Here is a 17,350-nt window from a genome sequence, read left to right as displayed (position 1 = left end):
GTTGCTTATGGTACTATAACCCGGCTACTTTGTAACTGCGTACTTTCTGAGCCGTCTTACGTTCTCTGATACTCTGTGTCACTTTTCTTACTACCCAGCTCAGTGTAAATGTGGGAATAAAATCCAGACCAGGAAATAGTTCTTCCATGAAGTTGAAAACACTTCCGAAAGCGCCCAGATTACTGCCAAACATTCTGTAAAAAATAATAGCAGAAATGGGGGCCCAGATCACATCACTTACTTCTCCTAAAACCGGCACAGTATAACTTGCACATCCAATCAGATCCATTACGATACAAGTCCATAATGCAGGGGTAAATCTTCTTTCCATGCAGACCTCCGCTTTAAATGTTATCTAAGTATAATCAAATAGCTTACCAAATTCAATTATGGTTGAGCGGTATGGGAATTACGATGCGATGTTGTGGCGTTCCTTTGGAGTAAATATCTGTAATACAATCTTTTAAAAAATGCTGATTTCCTCGTCTGTGTATCCGTAATTCTTTTAATCAAACATAATCGTCCCGTTATATTTGGTGTATTAACGTAATAACGTTTTAGCACGACATAAAGTTACGAACTATTTAAGGTAACAGCTGTACGCAAATTTTAAATTGCGTAGTTTCACGCAAACTGTAAACACGTAATCCGACATGATTAACGAAAATTCCCGCCGCGATATGATCAAGAAAGCCGCTGCTATGGCGTTTGCGTCCACTTCCCTGGCATCTCTTTCCACCCGTGTAATGGCGCACGAGACAAAGATGGATGAGAAACTGAAAGGCCAGATCAATCACTCCGTTTGTGCCTGGTGTTATAACGATATTCCATTGGAAGATCTCTGTAAAGCTGCCAACAGGATCGGCCTGCAGTCTATAGACCTGCTGGACCCGAAAGACTTTGCAACCGCGAAGAAATACGACCTCACCTGTGCTATGGTGGCGTCTATCAATAAAGACTGGGGCATTACCCGCGGCTGGAACAGGGAAGCACACCACGATCAGCTCGTTACTTACTACGAATACCTGATAGATGAAACCTCTAAAGCAGGCTTCACTAACCTGATCTGCTTCTCCGGTAACAGGGATGGACTGGACGACCAGGCCGGTATTGAGAACTGTGCAAAAGGCCTGAAACGGATCATGAGCTATGCTGAGAAAAAGAAGGTGACGATCGTGATGGAACTGCTGAACAGCAAAGTGAACCATCATGATTACCAGTGCGATCATACGAACTGGGGCGTCGAGCTATGCAAATCAATTGGTTCTGAGCGCTTTAAGTTATTGTACGATATCTACCATATGCAAATTATGGAAGGAGATGTGATCGCTACAATCCGTAACAACCACCAGTACTTCGCCCATTACCATACAGGAGGTGTTCCTGGCAGAAATGAAATTGATGAGACACAGGAACTATATTATCCTGCCATTATGAAGGCCATCCACGAAACAGGCTTTAAGGGCTTTGTGGCACAGGAATTCGTGCCTAAACGTGCAGATAAGCTGGCCTCTCTGAAACAAGGTGTGGAGATCTGCGATATTTAATATTTCCAGTCCTGCTTTAAGATCCCCATCACCACTGTGTCGGCAAACTGACCGTGGAGTTTGGCGCTGTGGCGAAGAATACCTTCTTTGGCAAAGCCCAGGCGGATGGGGATCTGGGCACTTTCCATATTCTGGAGAGCAAAACGAACTTCCACCTTATTCAACTTCAGTGTTTGAAATGCAAAGGAAATCAGTGCTTTGCTGGCATTGACCGCAATGCCCTTACCTCGGAATTTTTCCCCCAGCCAATACCCGATCTCTGCTTTGTCCAGCTGATGGTCCCAGCAATGCAGGTCTATCACACCACACAATTCTCCCTGATACCAGATACCAAATGCGATGGCTTCCTGGTCTTCAGCCTTCCGCTGCATCATTTCAATAAAACGTAGTGTATGCTCCTCGTTGGTATTGTAGTCTACCCAGGGTAGAAACCGGCGCAGGCTCCGGCGTGAAGTATCCAGTTGGTTAAAGAGGGTTGTCGCGTTCTCCGGTTGTAACTGCCGAAGCACAATCAATTCATTTACAAATAATTCCAGCATAAAAAAGAAGAGGTTTGGCAAGCTGCCAAACCTCAAAAGTAATAAAATCTTAATTCTTAGCTATCAGCTGCTGTTTCTGCATATCCTTCACGATCTGTCTGGCAAACAGATAGGCTTGCCTGTAAGCTGTCGGAGGATCTACAGAATCGGTCTGCGCGTTATAGATCAGTTTCTTTTCTTTCAGGTCATACAAGTTGGTATCCCACTGGTACTTCGTATTCACCTGATAATACCCCGGGTCGTACATACGTCCATACCATCCCCTGTAGTAAGGCCAGAAACCGCCATAGTACGGATATCCATATGGGCCATACCCGCCGTAGCTGGGCACATAGGTTTTCTCGCGCGACTTATCCACCATGGCGATGGTCATCACCTGGACTACGTCACTGTTACGGAATTTCTTTAAAGCAGCTTTCTCATCTCCCTTGGCTAATTCATCGTCCGGCCCATAGGTAGCATAAGCAGAGACTGCATTATAGCCTTCCTTCTTCAGTTCTGAAACCAGGTTATTCTCCATCAGTATACGCAGATTGCGCTCTCGCGCAGGCACCAGTGCTATCACCATGATCTTATTCTCCTGCTGCAACCGGGCCTCCGGTGTTTTCCAGGACGAAGTCAGTTTGGTGCTGGTACAGGCTGTTACTGACAGCAGCCCTATAGCCATTAAAAATAATCCTAACTTTTTCATGTTTCCTCCTTTTAACTACCTGTTAGACGGTAGTAAACCGGAAGAGTTACATGGAAAGTATAAATTAACATTTCTTTGATTCTCAGATAACTATGTTAAGTCCACGAACTGGAATTTTCTTCCGGATTCTGGACGACAAAGGCATACCATCTTCCTGTTCAAGTCCAACGATGCGTCATGTATGCGTCGTATATGAAGCATGTATGCGTCGTGTATAAAGCGTACTTCCAGGATCACCATTGGCCTTTTTTCCAATATAAAAGAGAAGGCCCGGAAATCTTTCGATCTCCGGGCCTTCTTATATCGGTGTCTCAAATTAGTAATTGATGACCTGCTCCTGTATGCCTTCCGGAATATCGCGGAACTCATACAACTGGGTACGCAATTGCGGCTCAAATCCGGCCTCTTTAATTGCCTCCTGCATAGAGCGGTAGGTAAACCTGTGAGGAGCGCCTGCAGCACTTACCACATTTTCCTCGATCATGATAGATCCAAAATCATTTGCACCTGCGTGCAGACAGATCTGTGCAACCTGCTTACCAACTGTCAGCCACGAAGCCTGGATATTTTTTATATTAGGCAACATGATACGGCTCATCGCGATCATGCGGATATATTCTTCTGAAGTGGTCATGTTATGTACGCCACGGATGCGGGATAACAGTGTATCTACATCCTGGAATGTCCATGGAATGAACGCCGTAAATCCATAATGGCCTTCCGGCTTCTCACTCTGCACCTGACGGATGTCCGCAAAGTGCTGGAAACGTTCCATTAATGTTTCAACATGGCCGAACATCATTGTAGCTGAAGATGGAATATTCAGCTTATGAGCTGCCCTCATTACGTCCAGCCACTCCTGTGCACCGCATTTTCCTTTAGAGATCAGCCTGCGTACGCGGTCGTTCAGTATTTCCGCACCCGCACCTGGCAAACTGGCCATACCAGCTTCCTTCAATGCTGTAAGCACTTCAATGTGAGTACTTTTTTCCAGTTTGGTGATATGCGCTACTTCGGGGGGACCGAGTGCGTGCAGCTTAACGGCCGGGTATAACTGTTTAAGCTGTTTGAATGTATCCACATAGAATTTCAGCCCCAGCTCCGGATGGTGACCTCCCTGCAACAGCAGCTGATCTCCGCCGAACTTCAGCGTCTCTTCTATTTTCTTTTTGTATTCGTCAATGGTGGTAATGTACGCTTCCGCGTGCCCTGGTATCCTGTAGAAGTTACAGAACTTACAGTTGGCCGTACATACATTGGTGGTGTTCACATTGCGGTCAATCTGCCAGGTAACCTTTCCATGTGGCACCTGCTGCTTACGCAGTTCATCTGCAATGTGCATCAGTTCTGCAAGTGGAGCTTTCTCAAATAGATAAATCCCTTCTTCCGGAGTAAGCCACTCGAAGTTTAATGCTTTCCTGTATAGATCTTTAAGTTCCATGATGAACAAAGGTAGGAATAATGTTAAATTTATAGCATCGTTATTCTGTTACGGTAACTGTATGCAAAAATCTACGCTGTTGAAGCACTGTTGGCTAATACTATATGCCATTATCTGTTCATTCCACGTTGCCTCCGCGCAAACGCCACCTGCCAATGCCACCCCACGGAAAGCAGGGGAATTGATCACCCGTTTCCCTTTTAAGCAATACTATGGCGGCGTTGTCGTGATCCGCGCTTGCCTGGACGGTATTACAGATACCCTGCAATTCATCCTGGACACCGGCAGCGCCGGTATATCCCTGGACACAACGACCTGCACCGAACTGGGTATCAAGTTAACGCCGACAGACAGGATCGTGCGTGGGGTAGGAGGGTCTAAAACCGTCGCTTTCGCCATGGACCGGACACTGTTCCTGCCTGGTTTACGGGTAGATAGCCTTGATTTCCATGTCAATGACTACGAGTTAATCAGTCAGGTGTACGGCCTTCAGGTAGATGGAATTGTGGGATATAGTCTGCTGAGCAAATTCATTGTGCAGGTGGACTATGATACCGAAATGATCTCCATCTATGAAAAAGGGGCTTTCAATTATCCGAAAGGAGGGCACCTGATGCGTCCTTCATTAACACTGATCCCTATTGTCAATGCACACCTGAAGAACGGCAGGGCACAGCACTACAACCGTTATTATTTCGATACCGGCGCCGGTATGTGCCTGTTATTATCCCACCAGTATGTAAAAGACAGCGCCATTCTCTCCTCGCGAAAAAGGCAGCGTAAAGTGATACAGACTGAAGCCCAGGGACTTGGCGGCAAAATGGCTATGGATATTACAACGATCCAGGAGTTTAAGCTCGGTAATTACTCATTCAGAAATGTTCCCGTGTACCTCTTTGACGACGTCACCAACGTCACGGCTTATCCCTTTCTTGGAGGAATGGTCGGTAATGATCTGTTGCGAAGGTTCAATCTCATTCTCAACTATGGCAAAAAGGAGATCTACCTGATGCCTAACACCCATTACAAAGATCCTTTCGACTACTCTTACACAGGATTGATCATTTATCTGATAGACGGCAGGATTGAGGTTACCGATATCATCAAAGGTTCTCCCGCCGAAAAGGCGGGCCTGCTAAAAGGGGACATTATCCTGGCAGTCAACAATACCTTTTCTACCAATCTTCAGTTGTACCGCGACGTGCTAAAGAATGTAGGCACCCGGCCGAACCTCCTGATAATGCGTGGGAAAGAGCTAATGATAAAAAAAATCCAGATCAAAAGCATATTATAACTGTCTGAAATAATACATTGCAAAATCCTCCGTTAAAATCAGGTACGGGGCGAATCCCGTTCAGGGAATTTTAAAGGAGACAATGTTCATCGTGAGACAGTATCTTATTGCCATACTCGTTTGCCTGCCGGCGTTTCTTCACGCCCAGGACGCCGCCATTCAGAAGGCCGTTGCTACGCTGCCATTCCGTTTATATGACAGGTACATGGTCATCAGTACCACCGTTTCCGGCACAACTCCTTCAGGGTTGCCTCCGGACAGTCTTCACTTCATTTTCGATACCGGTGCAGAAGTCACCACCTTCAGGGACCAAACCGCAGAAGAACTAAACCTGGAAACCAAGAATAACGGTGGCATCAGCGGTACAGATGCGGTGGTGGTAAGGGTGCCGACGGCCACCCTGAATGTCCTCTATTTCGAAAAAACAAGGCTACCGCTCGTGAAGGTATATATCGAACCGCTGACCGAGTTCCAGTACCTCAACATAAAGATAGACGGCATTATTGGCGTGGACCTGCTGAAGTCTTTTGTCGTAAAAATCGACTACGAGAAACAGGTGCTACAGCTCTTCCGCTCTAATAAAACGCCTTTGAGTACCCCCGGACAGCGCATGCCTCTGAGCCTCAATTTTAATACCCCGGTGATAGAAGGAACGATCAATCTACCTGATGGCCAGTCACTCAGCAGCCGGTTTCATTTCATTTCCGGTGGGGAATATGGCATTCTTTTTAACTATCCCTACGTGGAAAAGCACAAACTCAATACCCGGCTGCCGGTGTTAAGTACGGATAAGGTCAAAGATCTTTACAAAGAATTAACTTATACCAATACCAGCCTCCCAAGCCTCTCTCTTGGCCCGGTACGCCTCGATCTGGTAGCTGCCAGCTACTGTCCCGACGTGAATGACGCAGGCTCCATCCATGAAATGGCCGGTTCTATTGGCTTTATGGTATGGAGACAGTTCCGCAGCATTACCATCAATTATAGCGGACGCGAGCTATTCCTTGAAAAATAAGACCCAATCTATTCTCCCATTCTTTTAGTTAACTTGCAACTCTCATAAACAGGGAAATATGATTCATTACAATAAATTCACTTTAGCCAACGGATTGCGCGTGATTGTGCATGAAGACCATACCACTCCTATGGCGGTGGTAAACGTGATGTACGACGTGGGCGCGCGCGATGAGGATGCCAGCAAGACCGGTTTTGCCCACCTGTTCGAGCACCTGATGTTTGGAGGTTCCATCAATATACCGGAATACGACGAACCGCTGCAGATGGCCGGAGGAGAGAACAATGCTTTCACTACCAGTGACCTCACCAACTACTACATACAATTACCCGCCGAAAATATAGAAACCGCTTTCTGGCTGGAAAGTGACCGTATGCTGTCACTCGCCTTCAGCGAAAAAAGCCTGGACGTACAGCGTAAAGTAGTTTCAGAAGAATTTAAAGAACACTACATCAATAAGCCTTATGGTGATGTGTGGCACAAAATGAGAGACCTTGCCTATGCAGTACATCCCTACAAATGGATGACCATAGGAAAGGAGCTTTCCCATATTGAGAATGCCCGCCTGGAAGATGTAAAAGCGTTCTTCTTCAAATATTACGTTCCCTCCAATGCCATCCTGGTAGTGGGCGGTCACGTTACTACGGCACAGGTAAAGATGCTGGCGGAAAAATGGTTTGGGGATATTCCTTCCGGACAGCGTACACAGCGTAACCTGCCGGTAGAGCCTCCGCAAACTGCTGCTCACAAGCTGGAAGTAAAAGCTAATGTTCCGCTGGATGCTTTGTACAAATGTTATCACATGCCGGGACGTACAGCAAAAGAATATTACGCTACAGATCTGATATCGGACATTATGGGCGGAGGTGCTTCTTCCCGTCTGAACCAGGTGTTAGTAAAAGAGAAAAAACTGTTCAGCAATATTGATTGTTATCACTTCGGTACACTGGATGCTGGCCTGCTGACCATAGAAGGAAAGCTGGTAAAGGGAGTGAAAATGAAAGATGCTGAAAAAGCGATCCAGGAAGAAATTGATAAAATTCAGCAAACCATTATCCCTGAACGTGAACTGCAGAAAGTGAAGAACAGGGTGGAGAGCATGCTGGCCTTTGAAGATATGGGATTGCTTAATCGCGCTAACAATCTGGCGTTCTATGAACTGATCGGTGATGCAGCAATGATGAATGAAGAATTCAGCCATTACGAAGCTGTAACATCTGAAGAAATGCATCGCGAAGCGCAGCATCTTTTCGACGAGAAAAATTCCAATACGATTTACTATTACGCAGGATAACGCTGTTCATTTGAACTATCTCACAGCTTCATTCCTTTTGTAAAATAAATATGCTTTAAGATTAATGATAAACCGGAAAATTGCCCCTGAGATAAAGGATGCCACCGCCTTTGATATCACGTTGAAACCTTACGAAAAGGTAACGCTGGACAATGGCATCCCAGTATACATCATAAAGTCTGATGAACAGGATACACTGCAGCTGGAACTGGTATTCCCCGGAGGCAGCTGGTACGAAACGGAGAACCTGGTAGCGTCTGCAACCAACTTTCTCATGAAGAACGGCAGCAGCAAACACTCCGCATTGGAGATCAATGAGAACATCGATTATTACGGCGCATACCTGAACCGTAGCAGTCATCATGAATATGCTACTTATACGCTGCACTGCCTCACCAAACACTTTGAGGCGCTCGTGCCGGTATTACAGGAAGTGATCCAGGACCCATCATTTCCGGAAGAGGAACTGGCCATCTTCAGGCAGAACATGAAACAACGTCTGGCGGTGAACTTGCAGAAATGCGATTTCGTGGCTAACAGGCATATTGATAAATACCTCTTCGGAGAGTTCCACCCATATGGAAGGGTTAGCAGCATGGATGCCTACGATGCATTACAGGCGCCGATACTCCAGGCATTCTACAAACAACATTACACTTACAACAACTGTAAGATCTTTGTAGCGGGAAACCTTCCGGCCAATCTCATTCAGTTGCTGAATAAGGCATTCGGTCAGGAAAAATGGAATGGCGACGCTTCCATTATCCGTCCGGACATGCCGGTACTGGCTGCTGAAGAAAAGAAGTTCCGCATCTTCAACGATGAAAACGGTGTACAGGGCGCCGTGCGTGTTGCACGTCCTTTCCCTAACCGCTATCATCCTGACTTCCCTAAGATGCTGGTGCTCAACACCATTCTTGGCGGATACTTCGGCTCCCGTTTAATGAGCAACATCCGCGAAGAAAAAGGATACACTTACGGTATTCATTCCCAGCTGTATAATTTCCGCCAAACAAGCGCCATCAATATCCAGACAGAAGCCGGCCGTGATGTGTGCGAGGCTACCATCGAAGAGATCTATAAAGAGCTCCGTACCCTGCAACAGGAAATTGTGCCGGAAGAAGAGCTGCACCTCGTACGCAACTTTATGATCGGTTCCATCCTGGGCGACCTTGATGGCGCATTTGAAGTTATTCAACGATGGAAGAACCTCATCCTGAATGGATTGGATGAAAATTACTTCTATAACAACATTAAGGTCATTAAAACCATTACAGCCGAAGAGCTGCAGGAACTTGCCAAAGAGTACTTCACACCTGAAGATTTCTATGAGCTCGTTGTGATCTAATGCTGATTTAAAAAGATAAAAAAGAAAGGTTTCCGCAATCGGAAACCTTTCTTTTTTGTGTTGTATCACATATTATTATTTCACTATATTTGCGACCCTAATTGTTCAATCCTATGAAACGTTTTATCCTATGTTTACCATTGTGCATATGCATGAATGTTTTCGCACAAACCAATAAAGCCGACGTTGATTCACTTGAAAAACGTTATCAGCATTGCCTTGCAGAAGGTAAAAGTCAATATAACTGTGCCCTTCAGTATTATACTCAAATGGACAGCCTGTTGACAACCGTGTATCGTCAGCTGTATGATAATCTCGACAACAATCGCCGTACTACCTTACAGATCTCGCAAACACAGTGGGAGGAAAAGAGACAAACCTATTTTAAAGAAATTGATCTTCGTGTAGAAAAGAAAAGGCCGCAAACATTAGCCGGTCTCGATGACGATATGATCGTGACAGACAACAAAGCGGCGTTCCTGAAAACACGTGTGATAGAATTATTGAAGAAGCAATCCTGATAACCGGAGTATGTCATACGGCATACTTTTGTCGCAGAGATTATTGATGTGTGACGCGGCGTTTGATCATACCGCCTTTAGTATCGTTGATATTATGTTGCACGATGAAGGCCTTTCCATCTATTTTCTCTATTTCATCGATGATCTTGTGGACTTCCAGGCGGGTAACGACTGTATAGATGATATCAATATCCTTATCTACCGAGCCCCGCTTGCCAAATCCGCTTTGTCCTTTGAAAACCGTCACGCCTTTCCTTAAAGAGAGCGTCAGCGTTTTTCTTATCAGTTCACTTTCGTTAGAGATAATAGTCAGTGCGATGTACTCTTCAAAACCCTGTATTACAAAATCCACCGTTTTAGAAGCAGACAGGTATGTCAGCATTGCATAAAGGGCCGTTTCAATATTGATAAGTACAGCTGCAATGCTAAAGATCACAATATTGAAATACATGATCACTTCACCCATAGACAACACTGTCTTCCGGTTAATGTAAAGCGCCAGCACTTCTGTGCCGTCTAATACAGCGCCTCCTCTTACAGAAAGTCCGATACCCGCGCCCAGGAATAATCCTCCGAAAACAGCGATCAGTAATCTGTCGCTGGTGATCGTAGGCACCTCAATAAATACTAATGCAGCTGCCAGGCCCAGAATAGCGCAAAGCGCCTTCACTGTAAAACTGAAAGACAACTGCTTGTATGCCAGTAAAATAAACGGAATATTAATAACGATCAGCAGCACGGAAATAGACCAGCCTGTAAGCCGGTTAACCAACAGAGAGATACCTGTAACGCCGCCATCCAGGAAACCATTCGGCAACAAAAAACCTTTCAACCCTAAGGCTGCCAATAAAACGCCCGCAACGATCAGCACTATATCCTGTATATTCTGGATAAAGCCGATCCGGGCACGTGTTTTCTTCCGTGACTGTGACATTGACATATGCTAGTACTATAGGCTTACATTCTTTCCTGGTGTCTGAGCCATCTTTCAGGGATCTCATTGTTGCTCGCTGTAACGTAATCATTGTACGTACAGGGCACAAAGTCTTTTCCCTTTCCCGGTAACTGCATCCACCAGCGGCCAGTCTTTTTACTTTTCAGGAACACTGTATCGAGATCGGCACAAACAATATTGAATTCGTAAAATGCATCCCGTTCATTCAACAGTGCTTCCTTGTTCTTAACTGAGCAGCCATCCACAAAATACCACAACATTTGTGCAATTTGTCTGGCTGTCAGGAAATCTTTATCTTTTTCGGGACGGTAGCCGTAGATGCCATAGGTACTCAGCCTTCCGCTCATACCGGCGTAGCGGGAGAGGGCGCATGCTTCATCGCCGCCCATGCCATTAGGGGAGAGGGTATTGGCCGGCGCATCATTATGTTTGATGATATTAATATCCAGGCTTAACAGATCAGTGTTCCTCAATACAGGCTCTATATCTTCCAGGTTCTCTCTCACTTTACCCAGCCGGTAGCAATCAAAGCGGAGCTTGTCCAGCGTTTCTAACATACGGGGATGTACGAAGTAGCTCTGGAATGCCAGATGATTATAATGACGGATATAGTTGGGCTGTTCCGTCAGCATATCCATCAGGAAACTATCGGCAGGGATCGGCGACTCTTCTTTGAGGTCTATCAGTGCATCTGCAACAGTAACTTCAATTACATATTTCTGTGTGGCGTATGCTTTATACTGTGCATAGGTAAGGTCGTGCGATCCTCCCAGGATGATAATGGTCTTGTTGGAATTGATCAGTTCTGCCAGCACTGTTCTCAAAGCAGCATAAGTATCTGCCAGGGAAACACCTTTACGCAGATTGCCCATATCGGCGATCTTCACATCCTTATGCCAGTAAAATAAACTGTAGAATTCTCTTCTAACGATGTCTGCAGCATCGGGGCCTTTTTTACCGGGGCCGTAACCACGGTCTTCATTTACTCCCAGTAGAATAATATCTGCGATGTCGAGGTTAGGTGTATGTCCATCATCATACAGATCTACGATACCTCCGATCTGGAACTCATCATATTCCTCGTCATCATTCAGACTTGCTTTGGAAACAGGGAGCAGGTAATCATGCAGGAGAGTAAAGTCTGCCATCACAACTATTTTTGTTTGCCGGCAAACCTACGAATCAATTGTGAAATATGTTGTCTTAGAAGGAGATGAATTACGGATTAATATTTCTTTCATGCATCAGGGGGCGCATGATCAAGATATGGTCATGAATAAACTGCGAAGTATTACAACTAGTTCTTGTGAACGATAAATTCAAATGCTTTATGCTCTTTCCTGGAAAATGCCTTCTGCAGTACAGATTTTTTGCTGGTAATGCGATTCTTGTTGCAATCAGCAACTTCCATAACGTTACATAGGTACTCCATGGTTTCCACCATTGTAAGCATATCGCTAATCTGCTTTACTGCATACTGGATCTGTTGTTCGCTGTATCGATCCTCATGCAGTAAGATCAATAAATCCCTCTCTACCTGTTTCATTAGAATAATTTGACTGTTCCCTTAAATTTGTTAAAGGCGTTCTCATATAGGAGTAAGCGTTTGGCGTGTATTCAACAACTGGATGTTACAAGTTTATCCTTCTTTTCGGGAACTCAACGGCTAAAAAACCTAGTACTTCAATTAGTGCATACGTTTTTTATTCATGGTAGGGCACCCACAATCGTTCTTCTTCAAAATCTTACAACCCTGACTCATTATGCTTAGACTACTGCACACTAAAAAAATAGTCAGCCATTTTCTTGTTATCATACTCTTAAGTTCTGTTCTCTTTTGTTGATGCCCGTCTGTACGAGAGTTTACCTTTTCTTAACAGTGCGCATTTCTAAATTAAGCTAATTTCGTAAAAATTTCAAATATTTGTCCACAATTTCTACGCGCAAAACCGTTCTGATAGTCCCGCTCGACTGGGGATTAGGACATGCCACCCGCGACATCCCGCTCATCCATGAATTATTAAACGCTGGCTGTAAGGTTGTTATTGCAGCCGAGGGAAAACACGCTTCACTTTTACAGCAGGAATTCCCGGACCTCACCCTTTTACCGCTGCCCGGCTACCGTATCCAGTACGCACAGAAAGGCTGGCTGTTTGGTTGGAAGATCATCCAGCAGATACCTAAAATATTGAATGCCATTAAGTACGAACAACAATGGCTCCAGAAAGTGGTAGAAGAACATCAGATTGACGCTGTGATTTCAGACAACCGTTTCGGTCTTTATCATAGTAAGATCCCTACCGTTTTCATCTCTCACCAGCTACTTATCAAGACCCCTTTCGGTGGCATCACCGAAAAGTTCCTTCAGTCGCTCAATTACCGCTATATCCGCCGGTACAGCGCCTGCTGGATTCCTGATTATGCTGACGCCAATAACCTTTCCGGCATACTGGCACACCCTTCAGTATTGCCTCCCAATACAACCTACCTGGGCTGTCTGAGCCGTTTTGAAGACAAGTCTGACGTAGCACAACAATATGATCTGCTGGTACTTATATCCGGTCCGGAGCCTCAACGCTCCAATCTGGAGAAAATGATCCTTGACCAGATCAAAGCACTCCCTATCAGCGCCCTCATCGTAAGCGGTAAACCAGGTACCCCGGAAAAGCAACAGATCACGCCCCGGGTACAACAGGTGAACCACATGAACGCTAAAGACCTTAACGAAGCCATGCTGGCGTCAAAAATGGTGTTAAGCCGTTCCGGCTATACCACCCTGATGGACCTGGTGAAGCTGAATAAAAAGGCAATACTGATCCCTACTCCCGGACAATCAGAACAGGAGTACCTGGGCAAGTTCCTGATGAAAAAGGGCTATTTCTACAATGTGCCACAACATACTTTCAATCTGAAAGACGCGCTGGAGGCTGCAGAGAAGTTTGCGTTCAAATCATTCGAACATGAACAGGATATGGAGCAGTATAAGGGAGTGGTGAGGAAGTTTGTAGAGGAGTTGAAAAACTAATGATATTTAACACTTTACAGTAGTTTCGTTTAAGAGAAATTACTGTAAAGTGAAGTTCCTTTGTATATTCGTATTAAGTCTGAACATAGCTAGTCTATGCAGTAGGACTACCCCGGTAGCTCTCGCTACCTTTTTTTTGCCATTTAGTGTCGAACTAAATTTACTTCCCCGCTACCGCCTGCAAGCCTTCCACCGTTTTCTTATCACTTCCCACAAAGATCTGCTTTCCGACAATCGCCACTGGTCTTTTCAGGAAAGAGTATTCCTCCAGTATCAAGTCATGATAGTCCTTTTCCGTAAGTTGCTTTTCGTGCAATCCCATTGGGCGGTATTTCATTGACCGGCGACTAAAAAGCGCTTCATAACTTCCAGCCAGTTTATGCATCTCTTCCAGTTGTGCCGGCGTGATCTTTTCAGTCTTGATATCCTGCAGTACAAATCCGTTCTCTTTCGCCTTGATCTCTTCCAGAATACGTTTGCAGGTACTACAGGTAGATAAATGATATATTTTCTTCATGTCGTTATACTTTCCACGCAAATATCCGCCGGTAGACGCAACTTCCAAAATATCCTTGTTCATCTTCCTGCAGAAAGCGATCTTATCCAGAGAGATATTCTTCAATTGTTCATTCGTAATTCATCATTCATAATTACTTTTGGCGGATGCAAAAGAAATTGTTTTTACTGGATGCAATGGCGCTGATCTATCGAGCCTATTATGCATTGATCAGAAATCCACGCCTCACCAGCACAGGAAGGAACACCAACGCTCAGTTCGGGTTTACCTCCACCTTGCTGGACCTTATCAATAAAGAAAAACCTACCCACATAGCGGTGGCCTTTGATACGCATGCTCCTACCGAAAGACATACCACCTTTGTCGATTATAAGGCGAACCGTATGGATGCTCCTGAAGATATCCTGGATTCCCTGGACGATATCAAGCGTATTATTACCGGGTTCAATATTCCTGTCGTGGAACTGGATGGTTATGAAGCGGATGATGTGATCGGAACACTTGCCTGGCAGGCAGCAGAAGCCGGATATAGCGTCTACATGGTAACACCGGATAAGGACTACGGCCAGCTGGTAAAGGAGAACGTATTTATCTACAAACCTCCTTACATGGGTAACAAAGAAGAGATCCTCGGTCCTAAAGAAGTTTGCGAAAAATGGCAGATCACAGATGTGCACCAGGTAATAGATATCCTGGGACTGATGGGAGATGCCGTAGACAATATCCCCGGTATCCCCGGCGTAGGAGAGAAGACGGCTATGAAGCTGCTTTCCCAGTATGGTTCTGTGGAAGAAGTAATTGCCAATGCAGACAAGATCGGCGGTAAGATGGCCGAAAAGATCAAAGCTGGTGCAGAAAGCGCTATCCTCTCCAAGCAACTGGCCACTATTATCACCGATGTTCCGGTTACGTTCCAGGAAGACGATTTCTGTATTAAAGCTCCCAACAAGGAACAACTGGCGGAAGTCTTCACAGAACTGGAATTCAAGACCCTGGGAAAACGTATCCTGGGCGATGGTTTTGCTACTGCTACCACCACCGAACCAGCCGCTCCGGCCAAAGCACAGCTGGACCTTTTTGGTAATGAGATCCAGGGCGCGGTACCTCCGCCTTCTGAAGAACCCCAGGAAGCAGCCCCAAGCATCCTGATCGCCGAAAAGAATATCAACAATACTCCACATAATTATCTGCTGGCGGATACGCCTGAGAAAAGGGCCGAACTCCTGGCGACGCTGTTACAGCAACAAGAGATCTCCTTCGATACCGAAACCACCGGTACCGATGCCAACGCTGTTGATCTTGTAGGTATCAGCTTCTCTGTTAAAGCAGGAGAGGGCTGGTATATACCGGTACCGGCCGACAGAGCACAAGCCCAGGCAATAGTAGATAGCTTCCGGCCGCTGTTCGATGCCAGCCATATTCTTTTCATCGGCCAGAATATCAAATATGATATGATCGTGTTGAAATGGTACGGTGTGGAAATAAAGGGACCGGTTTTCGATACCATGCTCGCGCACTATCTCATCGAACCGGAAGGCCGGCGCGGGATGGACCTGCTCAGCGCCCAATACCTGCAATACGAACCTGTGTCTATCGAGACCCTGATCGGCAAAAAAGGAAAAGGACAGGGCAACATGCGGGATGTGGAGATCGACAAGATTAAAGAATACGCAGTAGAAGACGCCGACATCACCCTCCAGCTGAAAGAGAAATTTGCGCCATTGCTGCCACAGAAGGTTGTGGAAAAGGTGTTCTATGAAGTAGAGAATCCGTTGGTTAAGGTACTTACCGACATGGAATACGAGGGCATTTCTATTGATATACAGGCACTTTCTGACTACTCCCGTGAACTCGAAACAGAGATCAAACGTGCAGAAGAGAGTGTTTATTCACAGGCCGGCGTTCGCTTCAACCTCGCATCCCCCAAACAACTGGGTGAGGTGCTGTTTGAAAAGCTTATGCTCGATCCTAAAGCCAAAAAGACCAGAACAGGGCAGTATGCTACCGGTGAAGATGTGCTGGCGAAGCTCTCTAATAAACACCAGATCGTAGAGGATATCCTGGTATTCCGGGAGTTGAGCAAACTGAAATCCACTTACGTGGATGCGCTGCCACTGATGCTGAACAAACGGACCAACCGCGTACATACATCTTACAATCAGGCAGTTGCAGTAACCGGTCGTCTCAGTTCCAATAACCCGAACCTCCAGAACATCCCTATCCGTACCGATAGAGGACGTGAGGTGCGCAAGGCTTTCGTAGCCAGAAATGAGGAACATGTCTTGATGTCTGCCGACTATTCACAGATCGAGCTCCGTATCATCGCCGCCATAAGCGAAGATGTCCACATGATTGACGCATTCCGTCAAGGATTGGACATTCACGCCGCCACTGCCGCTAAAGTATACGGTGTGGAACTCGCGGACGTAACCGCAGAAATGCGCCGTAACGCCAAGAGCGTGAACTTCGGTATTATCTATGGCGTAAGCGCCTTCGGACTGTCTGAAAACCTGGGCATCGCCAGAGGAGAGGCTAAAACACTGATAGATAACTACTTTGCGCAGTATCCATCTATCAAACAATACATGGACAACCAGATAAAATCGGCACAACTCAACGGTTATGTAGAGACTTTACTGGGCCGCAAACGCTGGCTGAAAGACATTAATTCCTCCAACGCAGTAGTGAGGGGTTATGCCGAACGAAATGCCATCAACATGCCAATACAGGGTACAGCTGCCGACATGATCAAGCTGGCCATGATCTCGATCCATAAAACGCTGAAAAAGGAGAACCTCCGCTCCCGCATGATCCTCCAGGTACATGATGAGTTGGTGTTCGACGTGCACAAAGATGAAGTAGAACTGATCAAACCTCTGATACAGGAAGGTATGCGCAACGCCTTACCACTGACCGTTCCTGTTGAAGTTGAAATAGGCATCGGCCAGAACTGGCTGCAGGCCCATTAAAACGATCTGCATTATATTATCAGGGACCGGGAATAGCGATACAATGAGCAATTATTGTCTGGCTGTTCCCGGTCCCTGACCTTTGTTAACAAGTCCCTTATCCGAACACTTACGCCCCGAATTTTACCTGCCCCGAAACGCTATCGCAGTACCTGTATTTCCTGCTGATAATTAGTAATTTTTACCCTGTTTTC

16 protein-coding genes are annotated in these 17,350 nt (G+C 45.8%); 8 read left to right on the top strand and 8 right to left on the bottom strand.

Annotated elements, in window-relative coordinates; all coding sequences use genetic code 11:
• Positions 1-13 precede the first annotated feature (13 nt).
• Positions 14-331: a hypothetical protein gene (locus tag C7475_RS11305; RefSeq protein WP_110053459.1), complete on the bottom strand. Its 318-nt coding sequence runs from the start codon at positions 329-331 to the stop codon at positions 14-16.
• A 322-nt stretch (positions 332-653) separates the two neighbouring features.
• Between C7475_RS11305 and C7475_RS11300 the strand changes: the two genes are divergently transcribed.
• Positions 654-1,547, top strand: coding sequence for a hydroxypyruvate isomerase family protein (locus tag C7475_RS11300; protein WP_110053458.1), 894 nt, complete (start codon positions 654-656; stop codon positions 1,545-1,547).
• Here C7475_RS11300 and C7475_RS11295 read toward each other — a convergent pair.
• The 3 genes from C7475_RS11295 to mqnC form a co-directional block, all read right to left on the bottom strand.
• Positions 1,544-2,086, bottom strand: coding sequence for a GNAT family N-acetyltransferase (locus C7475_RS11295; protein ID WP_110053457.1), 543 nt, complete (start codon positions 2,084-2,086; stop codon positions 1,544-1,546). The genes C7475_RS11300 and C7475_RS11295 overlap by 4 nt on opposite strands.
• 49 nt (positions 2,087-2,135) lie before the next feature.
• Positions 2,136-2,777, bottom strand: a complete 642-nt coding sequence (locus tag C7475_RS11290; protein ID WP_110053456.1) for a hypothetical protein — start codon at positions 2,775-2,777, stop codon at positions 2,136-2,138.
• A 316-nt stretch (positions 2,778-3,093) separates the two neighbouring features.
• A complete protein-coding gene (mqnC, locus tag C7475_RS11285; RefSeq protein WP_110053455.1) occupies positions 3,094-4,218 on the bottom strand; it encodes a cyclic dehypoxanthinyl futalosine synthase in 1,125 nt (374 codons plus the stop codon).
• A gap of 61 nt (positions 4,219-4,279) precedes the next feature.
• On the opposite strand from mqnC, the gene C7475_RS11280 reads away from it, so the two are divergent.
• From C7475_RS11280 to C7475_RS11260, 5 genes are all read left to right on the top strand, one after another.
• A complete protein-coding gene (locus C7475_RS11280) occupies positions 4,280-5,512 on the top strand; it encodes an aspartyl protease family protein (RefSeq protein WP_233259824.1) in 1,233 nt (410 codons plus the stop codon).
• An 82-nt stretch (positions 5,513-5,594) separates the two neighbouring features.
• Complete coding sequence (locus C7475_RS11275; RefSeq protein WP_110053454.1) at positions 5,595-6,527, top strand: aspartyl protease family protein; 933 nt, start codon at positions 5,595-5,597, stop codon at positions 6,525-6,527.
• Positions 6,528-6,585: 58 nt separating this feature from the next.
• On the top strand, positions 6,586-7,821 hold the full coding sequence (locus tag C7475_RS11270; RefSeq protein ID WP_110053453.1) for a pitrilysin family protein: 1,236 nt from the start codon (positions 6,586-6,588) through the stop codon (positions 7,819-7,821).
• Positions 7,822-7,885: 64 nt separating this feature from the next.
• Complete coding sequence (locus tag C7475_RS11265) at positions 7,886-9,169, top strand: pitrilysin family protein (RefSeq protein ID WP_110053452.1); 1,284 nt, start codon at positions 7,886-7,888, stop codon at positions 9,167-9,169.
• Positions 9,170-9,282: 113 nt separating this feature from the next.
• A complete protein-coding gene (locus C7475_RS11260) occupies positions 9,283-9,690 on the top strand; it encodes a lysozyme inhibitor LprI family protein (RefSeq protein WP_110053451.1) in 408 nt (135 codons plus the stop codon).
• Positions 9,691-9,730: 40 nt separating this feature from the next.
• Here C7475_RS11260 and C7475_RS11255 read toward each other — a convergent pair whose 3' ends face one another.
• From C7475_RS11255 to C7475_RS11245, 3 genes are all read right to left on the bottom strand, one after another.
• On the bottom strand, positions 9,731-10,630 hold the full coding sequence (locus C7475_RS11255) for a YitT family protein (RefSeq protein WP_233259823.1): 900 nt from the start codon (positions 10,628-10,630) through the stop codon (positions 9,731-9,733).
• A 17-nt stretch (positions 10,631-10,647) separates the two neighbouring features.
• Positions 10,648-11,793, bottom strand: a complete 1,146-nt coding sequence (locus tag C7475_RS11250; RefSeq protein WP_110053449.1) for a formimidoylglutamase — start codon at positions 11,791-11,793, stop codon at positions 10,648-10,650.
• Between the two features lie 149 nt (positions 11,794-11,942).
• On the bottom strand, positions 11,943-12,191 hold the full coding sequence (locus C7475_RS11245; protein ID WP_110053448.1) for a hypothetical protein: 249 nt from the start codon (positions 12,189-12,191) through the stop codon (positions 11,943-11,945).
• Between the two features lie 378 nt (positions 12,192-12,569).
• On the opposite strand from C7475_RS11245, the gene C7475_RS11240 reads away from it, so the two are divergent.
• The gene (locus C7475_RS11240) at positions 12,570-13,670 is read left to right on the top strand and encodes a glycosyltransferase (RefSeq protein ID WP_110053447.1); all 1,101 of its coding nucleotides are present in this window, start codon (positions 12,570-12,572) and stop codon (positions 13,668-13,670) included.
• A 160-nt stretch (positions 13,671-13,830) separates the two neighbouring features.
• On the opposite strand, the gene C7475_RS11235 is transcribed toward C7475_RS11240, so the two are convergent.
• Positions 13,831-14,292: an arsenate reductase family protein gene (locus tag C7475_RS11235; protein ID WP_233259822.1), complete on the bottom strand. Its 462-nt coding sequence runs from the start codon at positions 14,290-14,292 to the stop codon at positions 13,831-13,833.
• A gap of 41 nt (positions 14,293-14,333) precedes the next feature.
• Here C7475_RS11235 and polA point away from each other — a divergent pair, with 41 nt between their 5' ends.
• Positions 14,334-17,156: a DNA polymerase I gene (gene polA, locus C7475_RS11230; RefSeq protein ID WP_110053446.1), complete on the top strand. Its 2,823-nt coding sequence runs from the start codon at positions 14,334-14,336 to the stop codon at positions 17,154-17,156.
• Positions 17,157-17,350 lie beyond the last annotated feature (194 nt).

It is taken from the genome of Chitinophaga sp. S165 (assembly GCF_003182155.1).
Lineage (GTDB): Bacteria > Bacteroidota > Bacteroidia > Chitinophagales > Chitinophagaceae > Chitinophaga.
Note: the sequence above shows the minus strand (reverse complement) of the source record. Positions and strands in the feature narration are given on the sequence as shown.